Consider the following 17,398-nt stretch of genomic DNA (forward strand, 5'->3'; position numbering starts at 1 on the left):
AAACAGCTCTCGCTATGGAAGCTGTTTTCTCTTTTTATGTCCTCATTATTTATCATCATCAACGTAAGGATCGTGTTCAAAGGCGGGTAAATCACCAAAACTGGTCATGATGCCTTCCTCATCAAGGGCATCTTCGTAACTTTCATGCTGCGGATTTGGATAAACCTTGATATTATTTCCATACATGTCATTTCCAACAAAATTTTCATAGTCCTCGACATAGCTAATGTTTTCGTCTGCTTCAGTATAGATATCACTATAACTATCCTGTGGAAAGGCTAAATCGGAAGGAGTCTCGGATGTGCCCCACGCGGCAACAGTCTGCCAAGAATCCTCTGCATCAAAAGCAACGTTCTCGTCTTTTTCGTCCATATCAAACTTACCAAAGGGAGGCATCAAAACGCCTTCTTCCACAGGGCGCTTGTGAGAAGTCACCTGATCAGGGCTGTGCTCAATACAATAGGTTGTATTTGGCAATGCCTGTAATCGTTCTAAAGGAATTTCTTTTCCGCATACTTCGCAGTTTCCATACGTGCCATTTTCCATTGCTTCTAATGCGTGATCTATATTTCTAATTTCAAATTGATAATGTTCATTTAAAGCAATATCTTTCTCCCGCTCATATAATTCTGTTCCTTCGTCTGCAGGGTGGTTATCATAGCTGGATAACTCTCCCATTGACTCGTGAAAATGACCTCTTTCTAAACCAAAATGGTCATTTTGTTCGATATGTTCTTTTACCTCACTCTTTTCTTTTAACAATTGTAAACGTAACTCAGCTAACTGCTGTGTTGATAACATATGATAAACCCCTTTCAATGAAAAGCGCTAAGTATCTTGCTCCATCTATTTCACCTTTATATTTATTGTTTTTATCTTTCTCTTCTATTTTCATTTTTTTCGTGGTTGATTATGTAATGAAAATTTAATTCCATCAAAAACCTAACTGCAGGATTGTTCATTAACTGAATAAGAAATGGACAGGAGTGTATCTTAAGATATATCCAAACTAGGAGAAATGAGGCGATTATGTGGTTAATGAAAACTTTGACAAATTTAGACAGGAGCAAAAGGAACATCAATCAACTTATTTAGGCGGAAACAGAAACCAAAAACCCGGGCTTAATGATGCAGAATATAATAATCAAGATAATACCGACAAATCACCAGGAGCGACCGGTAGAGATATTTAGAGAAAAAGGAGGATTTCGATGAGTAAATCCAATTCCGGCGGGAATGAGAAGAGCGACATGAAATGGTGGCAGCTTTCTTTGTTTGGCGTGGGCTGTACGATAGGAACAGGTTTCTTCCTTGGCTCAGGCTTAGCAATTAAAATGACAGGTCCATCGATCTTAGTTGCCTTTATGATTGCTGCCCTTGGGACATATTTCGTCTATGATGCTTTATCCAAAATGACGTCCCAAGAACCCTTACAAGGCGGGTTTCGGTCGTATGCGAAGAAAGCCTATGGCAGGTGGGCCGGATTCAGCAGCGGTTGGGTCTACTGGTCATCAGAAGTGTTAATTATGGGAAGTCAAATGACGGCGCTTTCGATTTTTTCCCAATTCTGGCTTCCCAAAATCCCCTTATGGATATTTGCTACTATTTACGCAGTTTTAGGACTAGTAGTGATTTTAATTGGAGTAAAGGTCTTAAATAAGCTCGAAAATATACTTGCAGTCTTAAAAATCTCAGCGATATTAATGTTTATTGTAATTGCATTTCTCGCTATTTTTGGGGTGATCGATGGTGATCGTCCTATTCAGTATCCGAATACCCAAAAAGAAATCATGCCCCATGGCCTGAAAGGCTTGTGGTCAGCAGTCATTTTTGCATTCTATGCTTTCGGGGGCATTGAAATTCTTGGATTAATGGCCACCAATTTAAAGGATCCCAAGGAAGCACCAAAAGCAGGAAAAGTCATGTTATTTACACTTATGGTTATCTATGTAGTATCGATTGGTCTTGCTGTCATTATTGTTCCTTGGAATCATTTTAACACTAAGGAGAGTACCTTTGTTGTCGCTTTAAATGCATACCATCTTTCCTTTGTTCCTCATTTTTTTAATGCAACATTAATTATTGCTGGATTTTCAACAATGACTGCATCTCTTTATGGTGTAACCAGCGTGCTCGTTACTCTTGGGGAAGAGGGTGATGCACCTGCATGCTTTTCAAAACCCGGGAAATTAAAGGTCCCGCTGGCATCCCTGCTTATTACCATGTTAGGAATTTCTGCTTCGGTTGTTTCAGCCTTGGTTTTGCCTAATAAAATTTATGAGTGGGTTACCACAGGTGCCGCCTTAATGCTCCTTTATAACTGGCTCTTTATTCTGGCTTCCTCTCGAAAAATTTTAGAGTTAAAGCTGAAGGAAAAAATCATGTATTCCATTGGCGCCCTGTTTATTTTAATTGCCGTCAGCGGTACTCTTTTTCATGGAACAAGCAGACCAGGCTTTTTTATTAGCCTGGCCTTTCTTGGCATCATCGGAGTGATTACCTTATTCATGCAGTTAAAATGGAAAAAGTCGAAGAAAAAAGTGCTTAGCCCATGGCCTACTGCGTAGAAAAAACCAGCGAGTTTCTTTTTTGCTGGTTTTTTTGTTACACAAACAACACATTAAAAGCTTGCATTCCAAAATATATCCCAAAGCCAATCAATGAAAGACCGGACAGGCAAGATATACCTACTAGTAATCGGGGAGTTAAGAAATTACGAAAACTGCTTGATACACTTGCCATGGCAATATCCCAAATCAACAGCCCAATAAAAATCGCACAGCTGTAGAGGACTAATTGAGTCGGATTTGAGGATGCAGCTGTTTTTGCAAGGACGGACCCATAAATCCCTAACCAAAATAGAATCGTTAAGGGATTAGAGATCGACATAAGAAATCCTGAGAAGAATGATTTTATCAGTGGTTCCTTCCCTCTGGATTGCTCTAAATTAATTTTACCCGCGTTCATGAATGTTTCTATTCCTGTATACATCAGGACAAAACAGCCAAAAAACCAAAGAAACGTTTGCATAAATGCTGTTTCAAGAAACTGGACAACTCCTATATAAACTACAAGCATATATACGCCATCTGCAATAACAGCCCCGACTCCAATAAGCCACGAATTCATAAATCCATTCCTTATGCCTCTGTCAATCTGCGCTGCATTAATCGGACCAATCGGGGCAGCCAGCGATAATCCTAAAAGGATATAGCTCAAAAATACATTCATCCATATCTCTCCCTAATAAATAAGTAGAAGCCTGTCTATAATTTTTATTCAGAGAAATAGGTTTGTACCACTAAAAAATAAAAAGAGCTTCCTTAACATCAAGGAAAACTCTCACAACTGATTTTATATAAATCAACAAAGTCAACGAAAGCAGCTATTCTTTAAAAACAAAAAACTTTTGTCCAAAATAATTAGCTATTGTATACAAAGTACTTCCTAATAGAACGGAGGCACTTTCCTTAATAGAAGTGCTAAGCAGATAATATTGACTTGTTAATTCGAATAATTTCTTACTACAGAAATAAGCTGAAAAATAACAAATAAGAATAAGCACCAAAAACCTTGGCACACCTTCATGATAGGAAACATTGCTTTTAAACGTAAAAGTCCTATTTAATAAAAAGCTTACAGATGCCCCTATCGCATTTCCTGTTAATGTGGATGTCCAGTAGGATAAGCCCACAACGTAAAGAAGAAAGAATATACAACCTAAACCAATAAATGTGTTCGCAATACCCACAAGGAGAAAACGAACAAGCGAGCTAGTGGTTGGTTTCAGATATTTTTCTAAGTTCAAGATTATAAGATTCATCCTCTACTGTTTGATTAAGTATCTGATTCCTAGGTTTCGGCAGACTAAAGGAATCAATATCAACAATATATTTTGGACGCTGCTTTGATTCTTTATAAATTTTTCCAATATATTCACCAATCAAGCCGATCGCAATTAACTGTAAGCCCCCAATAAGCCAAATCGAGGTAATAAGCGATGTCCAGCCCGTCTCAGTATCCCCAAAAAACTTTAGCGTTAAAAAATAGACTCCAAAGAATAGGCTCAAGAAAAAAGAAATCAGTCCCAATAATAATACAAAGCGAATTGGCGAAACAGAAAAGGAGGTAATTCCGTCAAAAGCAAAGGCAAGCATCTTTGTTACAGGATATTTCGTTTCCCCCGCTTGCCTTTCAAGCCTGTCATAATAAACTACATCCGAACGAAAGCCGAGGAGCGGAACAATCCCGCGTAAAAATAAATTGACTTCGCTAAATCGTTCTAACTCATGTACTGCTCTTTTACTCATTAATCGGAAATCAGCATGATTATAAACGAGGTCAACACCCATCTTTTCCATGATTTTATAAAATCCGATGGCAGTAGATCGTTTAAAGAGAGTATCTGTATTACGTCTCTTCCGCACACCGTAAACAATTTCATACCCTTCATGAAACTTCTGTAAAAACTGACGAATTACTTTGATATCATCCTGTAAATCGGCATCAATGGATACAATGCAATCAGAATGATCCTTTGCTGTATATAAACCTGCAAGTAATGCATTTTGGTGACCTACATTTTTAGATAACTTTAAGCCCCGAACAAATTCATTCCTTAATCCTTCTTTATATATCATTTCCCATGTATGATCCTGACTTCCGTCATCGACAAACAAGATTTTGCTTTGTTTCGAAACAAACCTATCGGAAATAAGTTCTTCCAACAAATATTGAAGCTGCAATATGGTTACAGGTAAAACCTCCTCCTCGTTATAGCAAGGCACAACAATTGTAAGAACTGGTTCCATCATCTAATTAAAACCCCACTGTCTACAATGTCTTATATAAAAAAATTTTCCATGCTGATGTTTTCGATTCGAATACTTTAAGATACACTAATTGATTTTCCTTGGGTTTATCGATAGGCAGAGCCGAAAAAATATAGCGGCCGCCCATTTCTTTAAAAACATCCGTATTCAATTCTAAATTCTTCAAATGTTGTTTAGAATCTTTTTTGATCATATAATGTTTTCCAAGTTGAGCGGTAAAAATGTAACAACGACCGCCCCATTTATTAAAATATTTGCGTACCTTTTTATTTTTCGCCAATTCCTTCTCAATTATTTTTCTAAACTGATGTTTATAGGCTAATGGATAAAAATTATTATAGGTATCTAACGTGTAGAACCCGTTATATTGAGAGATTGCGGGGTGTATTCCTATACTGGCCACTCGATATTCTTCCTTTGGAAGTTCGATATACTCCTCAATTTCCCGAAACAAATCCACAGCAAAAAATTCTTTGACAGTGGGCTTTTCTCGATAAATGACTTCATCATTAAACAACCCTAATAAGAGGAGCTGCAAGATGGCAAAACACTTAGCCGTCCTAGCCCATTTCTTTCCTTGAAGCGAAAGGATTTTTAATGCAAGAGCAAAGCCTACATAGATCACCAACGGTCGTAAAAAGTGATACCGGGCGAAATTAAAGGTACCCAGAAAATGGAACCTCTTGACCAAAGGCATCCATCCTTCATAAAACCAAAAAGCATACCAAATCGATAACAAAATATTTAAAATGAATAAAAATACAAATATCTTTTCCTGCTTCCAAAGCTTTTTCATGTAGACAAGATAAATAGCAATAAAGGTTGGGGGTAAGATAAATAAATTATGAACCGTCATCACATGGGTGTGTCCTAGCAGATAATTTTTTAAAACAAGTCTTAACGATCTCCAAAAAGGGAGGGTTGCATAAATATTTTCATCCCGACTATTTGGGTCATCTATTACTAGAAACGAAAAAATGAGTCGATATTCAACCAACATAAAAATCAATGTCATATAAACTATTGCTATTAAAAAACGAAGGTTCCATCCCTTCCCTCTAAAATAATCGGTTAACCATAAGCCACCCATAGCCGTTAAGAAAAAGAAAAAGCCTAAAACAATACTTGCATAAAAAGGTAATAGAGTGAGCACCAGATATTCCTTCCATGCTCCCTCACCGTTGCGAATGTTAAGGAATGCCCAAAGTGCAAGCGGCATCCCCATCGTACTCAGCATCCCTGACGGCCAAAACGGCGTAAGGGCAAAGGCGAGAGCGGTTGCAATTTGTAAAAACAGCCACTTTTCACCAGGTAAAAAGTGTTTTTTTAGGAGCCAATACATTCCAAAAAATGCTACTATTCTTGTCAGGGCTTGGCTTAAACCATACGCTATCATCGTTGGGAAAAGGGCGTAGAGCCAAACAATGATACTGTATTCTGTTCCAAAAGCATTTCTCGATAATTGCCCATTTATTATTTGGGGAATGGTTGCATTAACAGAGCCGAACATTTCTCCACTTCTAGCTAAAACCTTATACCAAGCCAGGTTCGAATCCAGATTATCATGGACTCTTATATGCGCATTTTCCTGTAGAATAAATAGTGGAGAAAGATAGGTCACTATAACAAGCAAAGCAAAGAGGATGAATCTCTGATCTTTTTGGATTTTAATTCGCACTTTCTTCACCTCATAGGTCAAGACTTAATAACGGGCAATTCCGTTATAAATTTTGCATTTATAGGAAATTTATTCTCTCTTTTTTACAGAGGATTTTTGGAATTTTATATATACAAAAAATAACCTTCCGAAACAACGGAAGGTTTTATTGTGTGTCCTACATTATCGTTTTCCAAAATTATCATAGACATTTAATAGAGAATCGAGCTTCTGACTGCATTGGACTACATTAGGATTAGAGTAACCGTAACGATGCGCTAATTCAACCATTTCAACCCTTGTTTTTTCAATATTTGATAATAGCGTGTTTAAACTAGTCCCCATGAAACTAACCCTCTTCCTATGATGTAACTATATTAATGGTAGTAACCATAATTTAAAAGTTTTGGGCATTAAAAACAAGTAGCTTTGAGAAAAATATAAGAATCTTTTGTGAACATTGTCCTATTGTCAAAATCATCAATTGGTCCTATTAGATTGCTTCATTTTCGTCAATAATAGAATTAACTGTTTAAGCACCTAATCTCAGTGATGGAGCTAAAGACACAAGAAAGAGGTGACGATTATGCCAAACAGAGTGTATATCAGTTTCTTACGTTTGCCGCTCCTCGTCCGAATTCTATTAATGGCATTGCTTGTGTTTCTCTCATTTGGAATATCTATTCACTTTTTAGAACCAGCCACTTTTCCCACCATTTTTGATGGCATCTGGTGGGCCATTATTACTGCATCAACAGTAGGATATGGCGATTATGTCCCACACTCCTTCTTAGGCAGACTAACCGCATTAATCCTTATCCTATTCGGTGTTGCATTTGTTTCTTCCTATTTTGGAACATTGGCCGCAGCTGCCGTTACAAAACAAGATGCCCTGTCCGAAGGGAGAATTCCTTATAAAGGTGAAGGTCATATTATCATTATCGGCTGGAATGAACGATCGAAAGAGTTAATTAGTAAGCTTACAACCGCAAAATATCAACAAATGATAGTATTAATTGACGAAACGCTTGAAGCAAACCCAGTAAAGTCAAGGTTTGTGCACTTTATCCAAGGGAAAGGTCATGTAGATGACACCATCGTTAAAAGTGATATCAAGAATGCGGAGAAGGTACTAATTACTGCAGATCGAGGAAACGATGAACTGCAGGCAGATATGAATAGCATTCTTACTCTGCTCACTATTAAAGGAATATGCGCACAAGTAAAATGCATCGTTGAAATATTAACGAGAGAGCAAGTAATAAATGCTTATCGAGCCGGTGCCGATGAAGTGATTCAATCAAATAAATTGACAAGCGTCTTTATGGTAAATAGTCTGCACTCAAATGGGGATGGACTGTTGTCAAATGTCGTCCATGAGTTACAGGAAAGTAGATTGTCATCCTATATAGTGGAGGAACCTGAAATTGGCAAGCCATTCAGCGATGTATGTCATTTATTCTTAAAAAAAGGCTACCTCCTAATTGGCATTCAAAGAGGGGAGGATACATTACTGAATCCATCCCACTCAATGTCTATTGAAGAGAATGACCAATTATTAATTTTTAAATAGCTTAATCTTGAAGGAGAAGCATTTCCAATTCCTGTACCAGCGCTGTTCCAGATTCTCTATACTTCTCGGGAATGCTCGCATCCTTATCAACAGGTTCCTGAAATTGATTTATGGTCCCTGAAAAGGTTCCTGTGCTTCCTTCGTCATCAAGCCCTGCTTCATATTTATGGGACAAGAGAAATGGTCTTCCTAGCCTAACCGTACAATTGTTATCATCTAGCTGCCCATCAACGGCTTGAAATGGCACCCGCACGAATTGGTAGCCATCCTGATCATCAAGTTTATAGTCAAAGGCACCATGGTCATAATCCCAGTTTCCGCCAATCGAATAGCCGATTGGTTTTAATTTTTGTTCAAGTTCGTATAAGTCAAACTGTTTTCCTTCTACTTTCGATGGTAACTCAATCATCAACATTAACCCCCTAATTTTCGATACCATTAGTTTCTCCAAATCAAATCATTTTAATAAAAGGCTGTGTTAAACTTGTCTGTTGATTTCCGTTCCAGGCACGAGCGGTTCGCGGGCGTGCCGGGGAGCCTGTCCAGCTACAGCGCCTTGCCCCTCGAGGTCGCTTCGGCCCTGGAACGAAGGTCAACAGAGTGAAAATCAACATTAACTGTTAAACACAAGCCTATTAAAAAAAGCTGTCGGAATAATTGTTGTTTTTGGAACCGATTTAATCACAAAAATCTACAGAAGGAATTATAATTCGGACACGTTTGCCTTTAAAGTTACGAAAGCTGTCCGAAGTCAACCGATGTTCGGACACGTTTGCCTTTGAAATCACGAAAGCTGTCCGAAGTCGACCTATGTTCGGACACGTTTGCCTTTGAAATCACCAAAGCTGTCCGAAGTCAACCGATGTTCGGACACATTTGCCTTTGAAATCACCAAAGCTGTCCGAAGTCAACCGATGTTCGGACACGTTTGCCTTTGAAATCACCAAAGCTGTCCGAAGTCAACCGATGTTCGGACACGTTTGCCTTTAAAATCACCAAAGCTGTCCGAAGTCAACCGATGTTCGGACACGTTTGCCTTTGAAATCACCAAAGCTGTCCGAAGTCGACCGATGTTCGGACACATTTGCCTTTGAAATCACCAAAGCTGTCCGAAGTCAACCGATGTTCGGACACATTTGCCTTTGAAATCACCAAAGCTGTCCGAAGTCGACCGATGTTCGGACACGTTTGCCTTTGAAATCACGAGAGTTGTCCATATAGGCCACGAATCGAACACAGCAACAAAGTTTACGATAAGAGCCTAATAAAAAAGAGAACTGAATGTATTCCATCAGTTCTCTTTTCGATATTTTATAAACGTTTTTCTAATTCTGCTTTTTTCTCTTCGTATCCTGGTTTACCTAGAAGGGCGAACATATTTACTTTGTATGCTTCAACACCTGGTTGGTCAAAAGGATTTACTCCTAGTAAGTAGCCGCTCATGGCACAGGCTTTTTCAAAGAAGTAGACAAGATACCCTAATGTATACTCATCCATGGCTGGAATTGTCACAATTAAGTTCGGCACGCCGCCATCGGTATGGGCAAGCATCGTCCCTTGAAATGCCTTATTATTGACGAAGTCTACTGTTTGACCAGCAAGATAATTCAAACCATCTAAATCATTTTCCTCGGCTTCAATTTTCAGCTCGTGACGAGGAGTTTCCACTTTAATGATTGTTTCAAACAAATCACGGCGTCCTTCTTGAACATATTGTCCAAGTGAGTGAAGATCCGTTGAAAAATTCGCTGAAGAAGGATAAATACCTTTTTGATCTTTACCTTCACTTTCGCCAAATAACTGTTTCCACCACTCTGAAAAATATTGCAAACCTGGCTCATAATTAATCAGCATTTCAATGGTTTTACCTTTGTTGTACAACACATTTCTAACAGCAGCATATTGGTAAGCAGCATTATCTTCGAGTTCGGAATGACCAAAGTCTGTTTGTGCCAACGCTGCACCTTCCATGATCTTCTCAATGTTTGCCCCGCTTACAGCGATTGGAAGCAAACCAACTGCTGTTAGAACAGAATAACGTCCGCCAATATCATCAGCGATGACAAACGTCTCATAGCCTTCTTCTGTTGCTAAGGTCTTTAGAGCTCCTCTTGCCTTATCTGTTGTGGCATAGATTCGTTTGCGCGCCTCATCCTGACCGTATTTTTCTTCAAGAAGCTTACGGAAAATGCGGAAAGCAATTGCTGGTTCAGTTGTAGTTCCCGATTTGGAAATGACATTAATAGAAAAGTCTTTTCCATCAAGGAGATCCATCAAATCTCTCATATAAGTGGAGCTAATATTATTCCCTACAAAAATCACTTGTGGTGTTTTTCGCTTATCTTTCGGAAGGACGTTATAGAAGCTATGCTGTAACATTTCAATCGCAGCTCTTGCTCCAAGATACGATCCTCCAATTCCAATAACAAGAAGAACATCAGAATCAGCTTTGATTTTTTCAGCTGATTTTTGAATGCGTGAAAACTCTTCCTTATCATAGTTGGTTGGAAGGTCAATCCACCCTAGAAAGTCATTACCTGCACCGGTTTGCTCATGTAGTGAATGATGAGCAACTTTTACGGCATCACGTAAATATGTAAGTTCATGTTCTCCAAAAAAGGTTAAAGCTTTTGAGTAATCAAAACGAACGTGTGTCATGCATGATCCTCCATAATTTTATTTACATAATCACTTTAACGAATGATGGGATGATTATCAAGGAAGGTCCACCATTGAAAGCGCACCCATTTTCGACAAATTTCTTTTTAAGTATTTATATTATAGTGATGCGCGATAAATAGCTAAAACATCCTCACGGTTTAACTTTTTAAAATTCCCAAACTCGCCGTTTTCCATTGCTCTGTCTGCCATTAAGTCAATTTTTGAATCATCAATATCATAATCAGCTAAACTGGACGGTGCTTCAATACTATTCCAGAACTCCCGTAATTTTTGAATCCCTTCGAGACCTATTTGTTCTGCACTCTTGTCCGCTGCATTTACACCAAACACCCGAACGGCAAGCTGCTTAAAGCGTTCAGGCTTCACCGCTAGATTATGCCTCATCCAATGTGGGAAGAGTATAGCCAGTCCGCCGCCATGTGGAATGTCATATACGGCCGATACAGCATGTTCTAAATTATGTGTAGCCCAATCACCGCGATATCCCATATTTAAGATTCCATTGAGAGCCATCGTCCCACAGTAAAGAATGGTTGCCCTGTGCTGGTAATTTTCTAGATCCGCAAGCAACATAGGTGCCGTTTCCATTACGGTAATCAATAAAGATTCACACATGCGGTCTTGAAAATCTGTATCTTCTTCTAAATGAAAATAGTGTTCAAGCACATGTGACATCATATCCACTATGCCATAAATGGTTTGATTCCTTGGCACCGTAAATGTGTTAACGGGGTCTAAGATCGAGAATTTTGGATAGGTAACCGGACTTCCCCAGCCATACTTTTCATTTGTTTCCCAATTAGTAATGACCGAGCCTGAATTCATTTCTGAACCCGTCGCAGCGAGCGTTAACACCGTACCAAATGGCAGTGCATCTTGTGCAATTGCCTTTTTAATAACTAGATCCCAAGCATCACCTTCATACTTCGCACCGGCAGCAATAAGTTTGGTACAATCAATGACACTTCCGCCCCCGACCGCAAGCAAGAATTCAATTCCCTCATGTTTACAGATTTCTACCCCTTTTCGTGCAGTAGTAATCCGCGGGTTCGGTTCCACTCCTGGGAGTTCAAAAATCTCCGCTCCAATTTCTGTTAATAAATTTATCACATTTTCATACAAGCCGCTTCGTTTAATACTGCCGCCGCCATAGACAAGCAAAACCTTTTTACCGTAACAAGGTACTTCTATTTTTAGTTGCTCCAACTCACCTTTTCCAAAAATCAATTTGGTTGGATTCAAAAAAGTAAAATTTTCCATCATCATACACCATCCTTTCCTTACTCATTATTAGTTATTATGATTCTTTTTGCAAAAAAACTTCCTCGCACCAATTATGATGCAAGGAAGTTTTTTATGCCCATCCCCTATATAAGGAGGCTTCTGCCATTTTTCTGACGCCGATCATATATGCAGCCAATCGCATATCCACGTTGCTAGATTGCGAAAGTTGATAAATATCCTCGAAAGATTTGACCAGTTTTTGGCGCAATTTCACTTCTACTTCTTCTTCACTCCAATAAAACCCTTGCTTATTTTGAACCCATTCAAAATAGGAGACGGTAACACCACCTGCTCCAGCCAAAACATCTGGTACAAGCAATATCCCACGTTCGGTAAGAATATTGGTTGCTTCAAGCGAGGTCGGCCCGTTTGCAGCTTCTACAACAATTTTAGCCTTTATGTTGTAGGCATTTTCAGCGGTAATCTGATTTGAAATCGCTGCCGGTACTAATACATCACATTCCTGCTCAAGCAATTCTTTGTTGGTGATTGTCCCTTCGAATAGAGTAGTAATTGTACCAAAGCTGTCCCGGCGATCCAACAGATAATTTATATTCAATCCATCAGGATGATAAAGGGCTCCATAAACATCAGAAATTCCAACTACATTCGCTCCTGCTTCATGCATAAACTTTGCCACATAACTGCCTGCATTTCCAAACCCTTGAATGATGACACGGGATCCCTTAATGCTAATACCCCGTTTTTTGGCTGCCTCCTCAATACAAATGGTTACGCCCTTTGCTCCTGCCCTTTCCCGGCCCTCAGAGCCTCCAAGTACAAGGGGTTTGCCGGTAATAAAACCAGAAGAATCAAATTGGCGGAGACGGCTGTATTCATCCATCATCCATGCCATGATCTGAGAATTAGTGTACATATCGGGTGCTGGGATATCCTTGGTCGGACCGACAATTTGGCTGATTGCACGAACGTAACCACGGCTTAATCGTTCAAGTTCACCAAATGACATCGTCCGCGGGTTACAAAGAACCGCTCCTTTTCCCCCGCCAAATGGTAAGTCAGCGATTCCACACTTCAAACTCATCCACATCGATAATGCCTTCACTTCAGTTGCAGTGACCTTAGGGTGAAAGCGAACCCCGCCCATGGTCGGCCCAATTGCATCATTATGCTGAGCTCTATACCCGTTAAATATTTTGGTCGAACCATCGTCCATCCGAACGGGAATTCTAACATCTGACATTCTTAATGGTTCTTTCAATAATTCGAACATTTCTTCGTTATAGCCCATCTTTTTTAATGCATCATGAATAACAATCTGTGTTGATGTGAGCAGGTCTAATTTCTCTATAACCTTATCACCGCCACTATTTGTTACATCATAAATCCCCATTTTTGCACCCCTAGTATTTTTTACCTTTCATCCAAGTACGTTGTTAATCCTCTCCAAAGCCCAATTCAGTTCATCTTTACTAATAATCAGCGGTGGCGCAAAGCGAATCACCGTGTCATGGGTTTCCTTACACAATAGCCCCTGCTCTTTTAATTGCTCACAATATTTGCGTGCAGGCTGAGATAGTTCTACACCGATAAATAAGCCACGGCCGCGAATATCTTTTATGATTGGATTTTTTATTTCTTTTAATTTACTAATAAAATACTCGCCAAGTTCTAACGATTTTTCTGCAAGTTTTTCATCCACTAACACATCAAGAGCTGCTATGGAAACTGCGCATGCCATTGGATTTCCCCCGAAAGTAGAGCCGTGTGATCCTGGGTTAAATACACCTAAAATATCTTTATCAGCGACAACACATGAAATCGGGAATACACCGCCGCCTAGTGCTTTACCAAGAATATACATATCCGGTTCGATCCCTTCCCACTCACAAGCAAACATTTTACCTGTCCGGGCCAAACCAGCTTGAATTTCATCAGCAATAAACAAAATATTGTTTTCTTTACATAAATCATAGGCCGCCTTCATAAAGCCTTCAGGCGGAATAACAATCCCAGCCTCTCCCTGAATCGGTTCAATTAAGAATGCCGCTGTATTAGGTGTAATCGCAGTTTTTAATGCCTCTAAATCACCATAAGGGATTAGCTTGATCCCTGGGAGCATGGGTCCAAACCCGCGTTTATACTCGTCATCTGATGAAAGGGAAACAGCCGTCATTGTTCTGCCGTGAAAATTCCCAATACAAGCAATAATTTCCGCTTGGTTCTCAGCCACTCCTTTTACATCATAGCTCCAGCGGCGTGCCGTTTTCACAGCCGTTTCCACTGCCTCCGCCCCGGTATTCATGGGTAATACCATTTCTTTTTTTGTTAATTGACATACTTTTTCATACCACGGACCAAGTTGGTCATTGTGAAATGCCCGGGAAGTTAATGTAACCTTATCAGCTTGATCCTTTAACGCTTGAATAATTTTTGGGTGACGATGCCCTTGGTTCACAGCTGAATAGGCGCTAAGCATATCCATATATTTATTGCCTTCTGGGTCCTCTACCCAAACACCTTCTGCCCTTGTAATGACAATTGGGAGAGGATGATAGTTATTAGCTCCATATTTCTCTGTTTTAGCAATTAATTCATTCGTATTTACATTTGCTGTCATAAATAAACCCCCGTTTCATTGTATATTATGTACATATAGTACTATTGTAGCCGAGCATGAAAAAAGAATGAACACCCCATTAAAACTTTATCACTAAAAAAGCTCTAATTATGTAAAAAAAAGCCTAGCACAAGCTAATCATAGCATTGGGTCTAGGCTTTTCTTGATTTTATTTTTTTATTAAATCTTCACGTTGTGACTGATCAATCCACTCTTGCAATTTATCCTTTAATGTGTTAAATCCTTGCTGACCTTCCACTTCTGGAATAATCGGAGCAACTGGACGTTTACGAGGCTTCTTTGCTTTAGGAGCAGCCTGCTGAACAGGAGCTTCTTCTGTAGCACGGATAGAAAGACCAATTTTGCCTGCACCTTCATCCACTGATAATACTTTTACCTTAATTTCGTCCCCTACTTTAAGGTGCTCGTTAATATCCTTAACATAGCCATGTGTAATTTCAGAAATATGGACAAGACCTTGTGTATTATCGTCGAGCGCAACAAACGCTCCGTATGGTTGAATTCCTGTTACTTTACCTGTTAAAATACTTCCAGTTTCGATCTTTTCTGACATGAAAACACTCCTAAGTAATTAATTATTTTATCCCATATATACGCATTATAATATTATATCACAAAGAATACCTTTAATCAAAAAAAGAATGAAAAATCACCTACAATAAAAGTTTACTTAATTGAAATTGTCGAAAAATCTTAACATAATATTCAAGGATGAGGAAAGAAATATTTACCAAACGTGATAAACTAATAGTGAGGAAATCTATTTTTAAAGGGAAGGTGATCCAGTTTGAATACCATCGGCCAAACCATTAAAAATGCCCGCGAAATGCTCCATATGTCTCAGGAGGAGCTGGCACAAAAAGTAAGAGTTGGAATTCACACAATTGAGAAATACGAATCTGGGGAACAAATTCCAAGCACACAAACATTATTAAAGTTATCAACTGCATTAGATCTTCCTGCTACAGAATTAATAAAACAATAATTACAGTTTTTTTCTACGCTACTGCATAAAAAAGGGAATACTGGATAACCTTATATCATAAGGCTTTCTAGTATTCCCCCCTTTTTGAAGTGGACATCCATCATGGTATGTCCTTTTTTTTTGCTCTAAATCGTTAAATAGAACAAGCATCATTTGCTTTAATGACTAATAATTCTTTTGCTATCTTCAAGCACTCTTCTAACGGAATCATTTTTTCAAATGAAAAATCATAAATGCTTTGTATTCTTTTGGCCAACTCATCACAATCATCTAGTTCATGGATTGCCTGAATGGTATCAGCGATTTCTGTGTCATATCCTCCATTAGCTAAATTGAAAGGGTCCCACTCATTTAATAGATCCACATATTGCAAATTGGTTTGCAGTTCTTTTCTCATTGTTTTTAACTCCCAAATTTTGGATTAACCTGGGCACTTTTATATTGCCCTGATGTGGTTCCAGTATACTTCTTAAGGAGTGAGGTGTAAAAAGATTGAAGTATCAACCAACCAACTATCGTGCTATATCCAATAAATGATGGAGCATTTGCTCTCCAGACATTAGCGCTTCACCGCCCCCCTGTGCGAAAGCATCATTTCCGCCTCCTTTTCCATTAATTAGCGGCAGGGCATGAGCGATGACTTTCTTCATACTTTCCTTTCCAGCTTGTCCGCGCGCACAAACTACTTGCAATCGCTTATCATTTTCTGATACAAAATAAACAATTACAGCCTCATCTTCAGTAGTGATGATTCGTGCTAAATTTTGCAGTTCTTGAATGGACCGATTTTGAAATACTTTACTTACGAGCAGCCTCTCATTTTGATTTCTATTTTCTAGGAAGTCCTTCGCCTCATATTGGAGGATTTTTTCCTGAGTTTGTTCAAGGGTCTTTTCTAATGTTTTGTTCATTTCAAGGAGACGGACGACAGCCTGTTCCATTTCCTTTTCAGGTGCATTGAGGATTTTGGTTAATTCAAGGAGTACTGTTTGTTTTTTTCCAAGCTGTGTAACTACTCGATTCCCACAAACAAATTGAACCCGGATCTTCTTCTTTTGGCGTTCCCAATCTAATACTTTTATTGCTCGAACCTCACCAGTAGCTCTTGGATGTGTACCGCCGCACCCGTTATCATCAAAATCCGGGATAATAACCAGGCGGATATCCTCTTTCACTTTTGTCTCTTTTCGCAGACTATATTGAGACAATTCTTCTTCTGTGACCCATTTCGTCTCAATCGGTCTGTTTTCTAGGATGACCTGATTTGCAAGTTCCTCTGCTTCCTCTATTTGTTGCTGGATAAGATGTTCCGTCTCTAAATCAATGGTGAGCATTTCTGCCCCTAAATGAAACCCGATTGTTTTGTATCCGAATAAGTTGTCAAATGCCGCAGATAAGAGATGCTGACCCGCGTGTTGCTGCATATGATCCAAGCGTCTTTCCCAATCGATAGTCCCTCTGACTTCTTTTCCTGTATTATCTATTGGCCCCTTAAGGTAATGTCGAATTTCTCCATTGATTTCTTCCACATTCATAACCTTTTTATCAGCAATTGTTCCCAGGTCATGCGGCTGCCCGCCGCCGGTTGGATAAAAGGCCGTTTGATTCAATACAATATACCAGCTGCCAGTTGGGTCTTGTTCTTGCTTTACCACCTTTGCTTTAAAAGTTTGTATGTATGAATCTTGATAATAAAGCTTGTTCTCCATGTTTGTGGTCACTCCAATATATATTTATAAACTCATTGTCTGAAAAAAAGGAAAATAAAGCAAGCAAACAAAAA

The 17,398-nt window shown here is 39.1% G+C and carries 20 protein-coding genes; 5 read left to right on the forward strand and 15 right to left on the reverse strand.

Annotated features, from left to right (window positions below; all coding sequences use genetic code 11):
- Positions 1–45: 45 nt before the first annotated feature.
- On the reverse strand, positions 46–801 hold the full coding sequence (locus FS608_RS21480) for a yteA family sporulation protein (protein ID WP_144554626.1): 756 nt from the start codon (positions 799–801) through the stop codon (positions 46–48).
- A gap of 230 nt (positions 802–1,031) precedes the next feature.
- On the opposite strand from FS608_RS21480, the gene FS608_RS30495 reads away from it, so the two are divergent.
- Both FS608_RS30495 and FS608_RS21485 read left to right on the forward strand, forming a co-directional pair.
- A complete protein-coding gene (locus FS608_RS30495; RefSeq protein ID WP_186328846.1) occupies positions 1,032–1,193 on the forward strand; it encodes a hypothetical protein in 162 nt (53 codons plus the stop codon).
- Between the two features lie 18 nt (positions 1,194–1,211).
- The gene (locus FS608_RS21485; RefSeq protein ID WP_144554627.1) at positions 1,212–2,567 is read left to right on the forward strand and encodes an amino acid permease; all 1,356 of its coding nucleotides are present in this window, start codon (positions 1,212–1,214) and stop codon (positions 2,565–2,567) included.
- 37 nt (positions 2,568–2,604) lie between these two features.
- Here the strand turns inward: FS608_RS21485 and FS608_RS21490 are convergent, their stop codons facing one another.
- From FS608_RS21490 to FS608_RS21510, 5 genes are all read right to left on the reverse strand, one after another.
- Positions 2,605–3,231, reverse strand: a complete 627-nt coding sequence (locus tag FS608_RS21490) for a LysE family transporter (RefSeq protein ID WP_144554628.1) — start codon at positions 3,229–3,231, stop codon at positions 2,605–2,607.
- Positions 3,232–3,385: 154 nt separating this feature from the next.
- Complete coding sequence (locus tag FS608_RS21495; RefSeq protein ID WP_260871768.1) at positions 3,386–3,808, reverse strand: GtrA family protein; 423 nt, start codon at positions 3,806–3,808, stop codon at positions 3,386–3,388.
- On the reverse strand, positions 3,774–4,814 hold the full coding sequence (locus FS608_RS21500) for a glycosyltransferase family 2 protein (protein WP_144554630.1): 1,041 nt from the start codon (positions 4,812–4,814) through the stop codon (positions 3,774–3,776). Before FS608_RS21500 ends, FS608_RS21495 begins: the two co-directional genes overlap by 35 nt.
- Positions 4,815–4,833: 19 nt before the next feature.
- A complete protein-coding gene (locus FS608_RS21505) occupies positions 4,834–6,510 on the reverse strand; it encodes a DUF6044 family protein (protein WP_144554631.1) in 1,677 nt (558 codons plus the stop codon).
- 162 nt (positions 6,511–6,672) lie between these two features.
- The gene (locus FS608_RS21510) at positions 6,673–6,834 is read right to left on the reverse strand and encodes an aspartyl-phosphate phosphatase Spo0E family protein (protein ID WP_144554632.1); all 162 of its coding nucleotides are present in this window, start codon (positions 6,832–6,834) and stop codon (positions 6,673–6,675) included.
- A 241-nt stretch (positions 6,835–7,075) separates the two neighbouring features.
- Here FS608_RS21510 and FS608_RS21515 point away from each other — a divergent pair, with 241 nt between their 5' ends.
- Positions 7,076–8,062, forward strand: coding sequence for a potassium channel family protein (locus FS608_RS21515; RefSeq protein WP_144554633.1), 987 nt, complete (start codon positions 7,076–7,078; stop codon positions 8,060–8,062).
- Position 8,063: 1 nt separating this feature from the next.
- Here the strand turns inward: FS608_RS21515 and FS608_RS21520 are convergent, their stop codons facing one another.
- Together FS608_RS21520 and FS608_RS30890 are read right to left on the reverse strand one after the other, a co-directional pair.
- The gene (locus FS608_RS21520) at positions 8,064–8,471 is read right to left on the reverse strand and encodes a YugN-like family protein (protein WP_144554634.1); all 408 of its coding nucleotides are present in this window, start codon (positions 8,469–8,471) and stop codon (positions 8,064–8,066) included.
- A 43-nt stretch (positions 8,472–8,514) separates the two neighbouring features.
- The gene (locus FS608_RS30890) at positions 8,515–8,676 is read right to left on the reverse strand and encodes a hypothetical protein (RefSeq protein WP_222127390.1); all 162 of its coding nucleotides are present in this window, start codon (positions 8,674–8,676) and stop codon (positions 8,515–8,517) included.
- A gap of 528 nt (positions 8,677–9,204) precedes the next feature.
- On the opposite strand from FS608_RS30890, the gene FS608_RS31420 reads away from it, so the two are divergent.
- On the forward strand, positions 9,205–9,327 hold the full coding sequence (locus FS608_RS31420; protein ID WP_260871769.1) for a hypothetical protein: 123 nt from the start codon (positions 9,205–9,207) through the stop codon (positions 9,325–9,327).
- 46 nt (positions 9,328–9,373) lie between these two features.
- Here FS608_RS31420 and FS608_RS21525 read toward each other — a convergent pair whose 3' ends face one another.
- The 5 genes from FS608_RS21525 to yugI all read right to left on the reverse strand — a co-directional run bounded on the left by FS608_RS21525 (position 9,374) and on the right by yugI (position 15,183).
- A complete protein-coding gene (locus FS608_RS21525; RefSeq protein ID WP_144554635.1) occupies positions 9,374–10,720 on the reverse strand; it encodes a glucose-6-phosphate isomerase in 1,347 nt (448 codons plus the stop codon).
- A 120-nt stretch (positions 10,721–10,840) separates the two neighbouring features.
- Entirely contained in the window at positions 10,841–12,004 is a 1,164-nt protein-coding gene (locus FS608_RS21530; protein WP_144554711.1) for an iron-containing alcohol dehydrogenase, read from the reverse strand.
- Positions 12,005–12,098: 94 nt separating this feature from the next.
- Complete coding sequence (locus FS608_RS21535) at positions 12,099–13,382, reverse strand: Glu/Leu/Phe/Val family dehydrogenase (RefSeq protein ID WP_144554636.1); 1,284 nt, start codon at positions 13,380–13,382, stop codon at positions 12,099–12,101.
- A gap of 27 nt (positions 13,383–13,409) precedes the next feature.
- On the reverse strand, positions 13,410–14,609 hold the full coding sequence (locus FS608_RS21540) for an ornithine--oxo-acid transaminase (RefSeq protein ID WP_144554637.1): 1,200 nt from the start codon (positions 14,607–14,609) through the stop codon (positions 13,410–13,412).
- A 169-nt stretch (positions 14,610–14,778) separates the two neighbouring features.
- Complete coding sequence (gene yugI / locus FS608_RS21545) at positions 14,779–15,183, reverse strand: S1 domain-containing post-transcriptional regulator GSP13 (protein WP_144554638.1); 405 nt, start codon at positions 15,181–15,183, stop codon at positions 14,779–14,781.
- Between the two features lie 234 nt (positions 15,184–15,417).
- On the opposite strand from yugI, the gene FS608_RS21550 reads away from it, so the two are divergent.
- Complete coding sequence (locus FS608_RS21550) at positions 15,418–15,615, forward strand: helix-turn-helix domain-containing protein (protein ID WP_144554639.1); 198 nt, start codon at positions 15,418–15,420, stop codon at positions 15,613–15,615.
- Between the two features lie 133 nt (positions 15,616–15,748).
- Here FS608_RS21550 and FS608_RS21555 read toward each other — a convergent pair whose 3' ends face one another.
- Together FS608_RS21555 and FS608_RS21560 are read right to left on the reverse strand one after the other, a co-directional pair.
- On the reverse strand, positions 15,749–16,012 hold the full coding sequence (locus FS608_RS21555) for a DUF1871 family protein (protein ID WP_144554640.1): 264 nt from the start codon (positions 16,010–16,012) through the stop codon (positions 15,749–15,751).
- Positions 16,013–16,127: 115 nt separating this feature from the next.
- Positions 16,128–17,324 carry an alanyl-tRNA editing protein gene (locus FS608_RS21560; RefSeq protein ID WP_144554641.1) on the reverse strand — a complete coding sequence of 399 codons (1,197 nt, stop codon included), beginning with the start codon at positions 17,322–17,324 and terminating at the stop codon, positions 16,128–16,130.
- Positions 17,325–17,398 lie beyond the last annotated feature (74 nt).

The sequence above is a fragment of the Bacillus sp. X1(2014) genome (assembly GCF_007678255.1).

Excerpts from the sequence above, each read along its gene's own strand:
- FS608_RS21530 (WP_144554711.1), bottom strand. The coding sequence starts at position 12,004 with ATGGAAAATTTTACTTTTTTGAATCCAACCAAATTGATTTTTGGAAAA.
- FS608_RS21500 (WP_144554630.1), bottom strand. The coding sequence starts at position 4,814 with ATGATGGAACCAGTTCTTACAATTGTTGTGCCTTGCTATAACGAGGAG.
- FS608_RS21490 (WP_144554628.1), bottom strand. The coding sequence starts at position 3,231 with ATGAATGTATTTTTGAGCTATATCCTTTTAGGATTATCGCTGGCTGCC.
- FS608_RS21515 (WP_144554633.1), top strand. The coding sequence starts at position 7,076 with ATGCCAAACAGAGTGTATATCAGTTTCTTACGTTTGCCGCTCCTCGTC.
- FS608_RS21525 (WP_144554635.1), bottom strand. The coding sequence starts at position 10,720 with ATGACACACGTTCGTTTTGATTACTCAAAAGCTTTAACCTTTTTTGGA.
- FS608_RS30890 (WP_222127390.1), bottom strand. The coding sequence starts at position 8,676 with ATGTTGATTTTCACTCTGTTGACCTTCGTTCCAGGGCCGAAGCGACCT.
- FS608_RS21510 (WP_144554632.1), bottom strand. The coding sequence starts at position 6,834 with ATGGGGACTAGTTTAAACACGCTATTATCAAATATTGAAAAAACAAGG.
- FS608_RS21555 (WP_144554640.1), bottom strand. The coding sequence starts at position 16,012 with ATGAGAAAAGAACTGCAAACCAATTTGCAATATGTGGATCTATTAAAT.
- FS608_RS21480 (WP_144554626.1), bottom strand. The coding sequence starts at position 801 with ATGTTATCAACACAGCAGTTAGCTGAGTTACGTTTACAATTGTTAAAA.
- FS608_RS21540 (WP_144554637.1), bottom strand. The coding sequence starts at position 14,609 with ATGACAGCAAATGTAAATACGAATGAATTAATTGCTAAAACAGAGAAA.
- FS608_RS21485 (WP_144554627.1), top strand. The coding sequence starts at position 1,212 with ATGAGTAAATCCAATTCCGGCGGGAATGAGAAGAGCGACATGAAATGG.
- FS608_RS21560 (WP_144554641.1), bottom strand. The coding sequence starts at position 17,324 with ATGGAGAACAAGCTTTATTATCAAGATTCATACATACAAACTTTTAAA.
- yugI (WP_144554638.1), bottom strand. The coding sequence starts at position 15,183 with ATGTCAGAAAAGATCGAAACTGGAAGTATTTTAACAGGTAAAGTAACA.
- FS608_RS21520 (WP_144554634.1), bottom strand. The coding sequence starts at position 8,471 with ATGATTGAGTTACCATCGAAAGTAGAAGGAAAACAGTTTGACTTATAC.
- FS608_RS21535 (WP_144554636.1), bottom strand. The coding sequence starts at position 13,382 with ATGGGGATTTATGATGTAACAAATAGTGGCGGTGATAAGGTTATAGAG.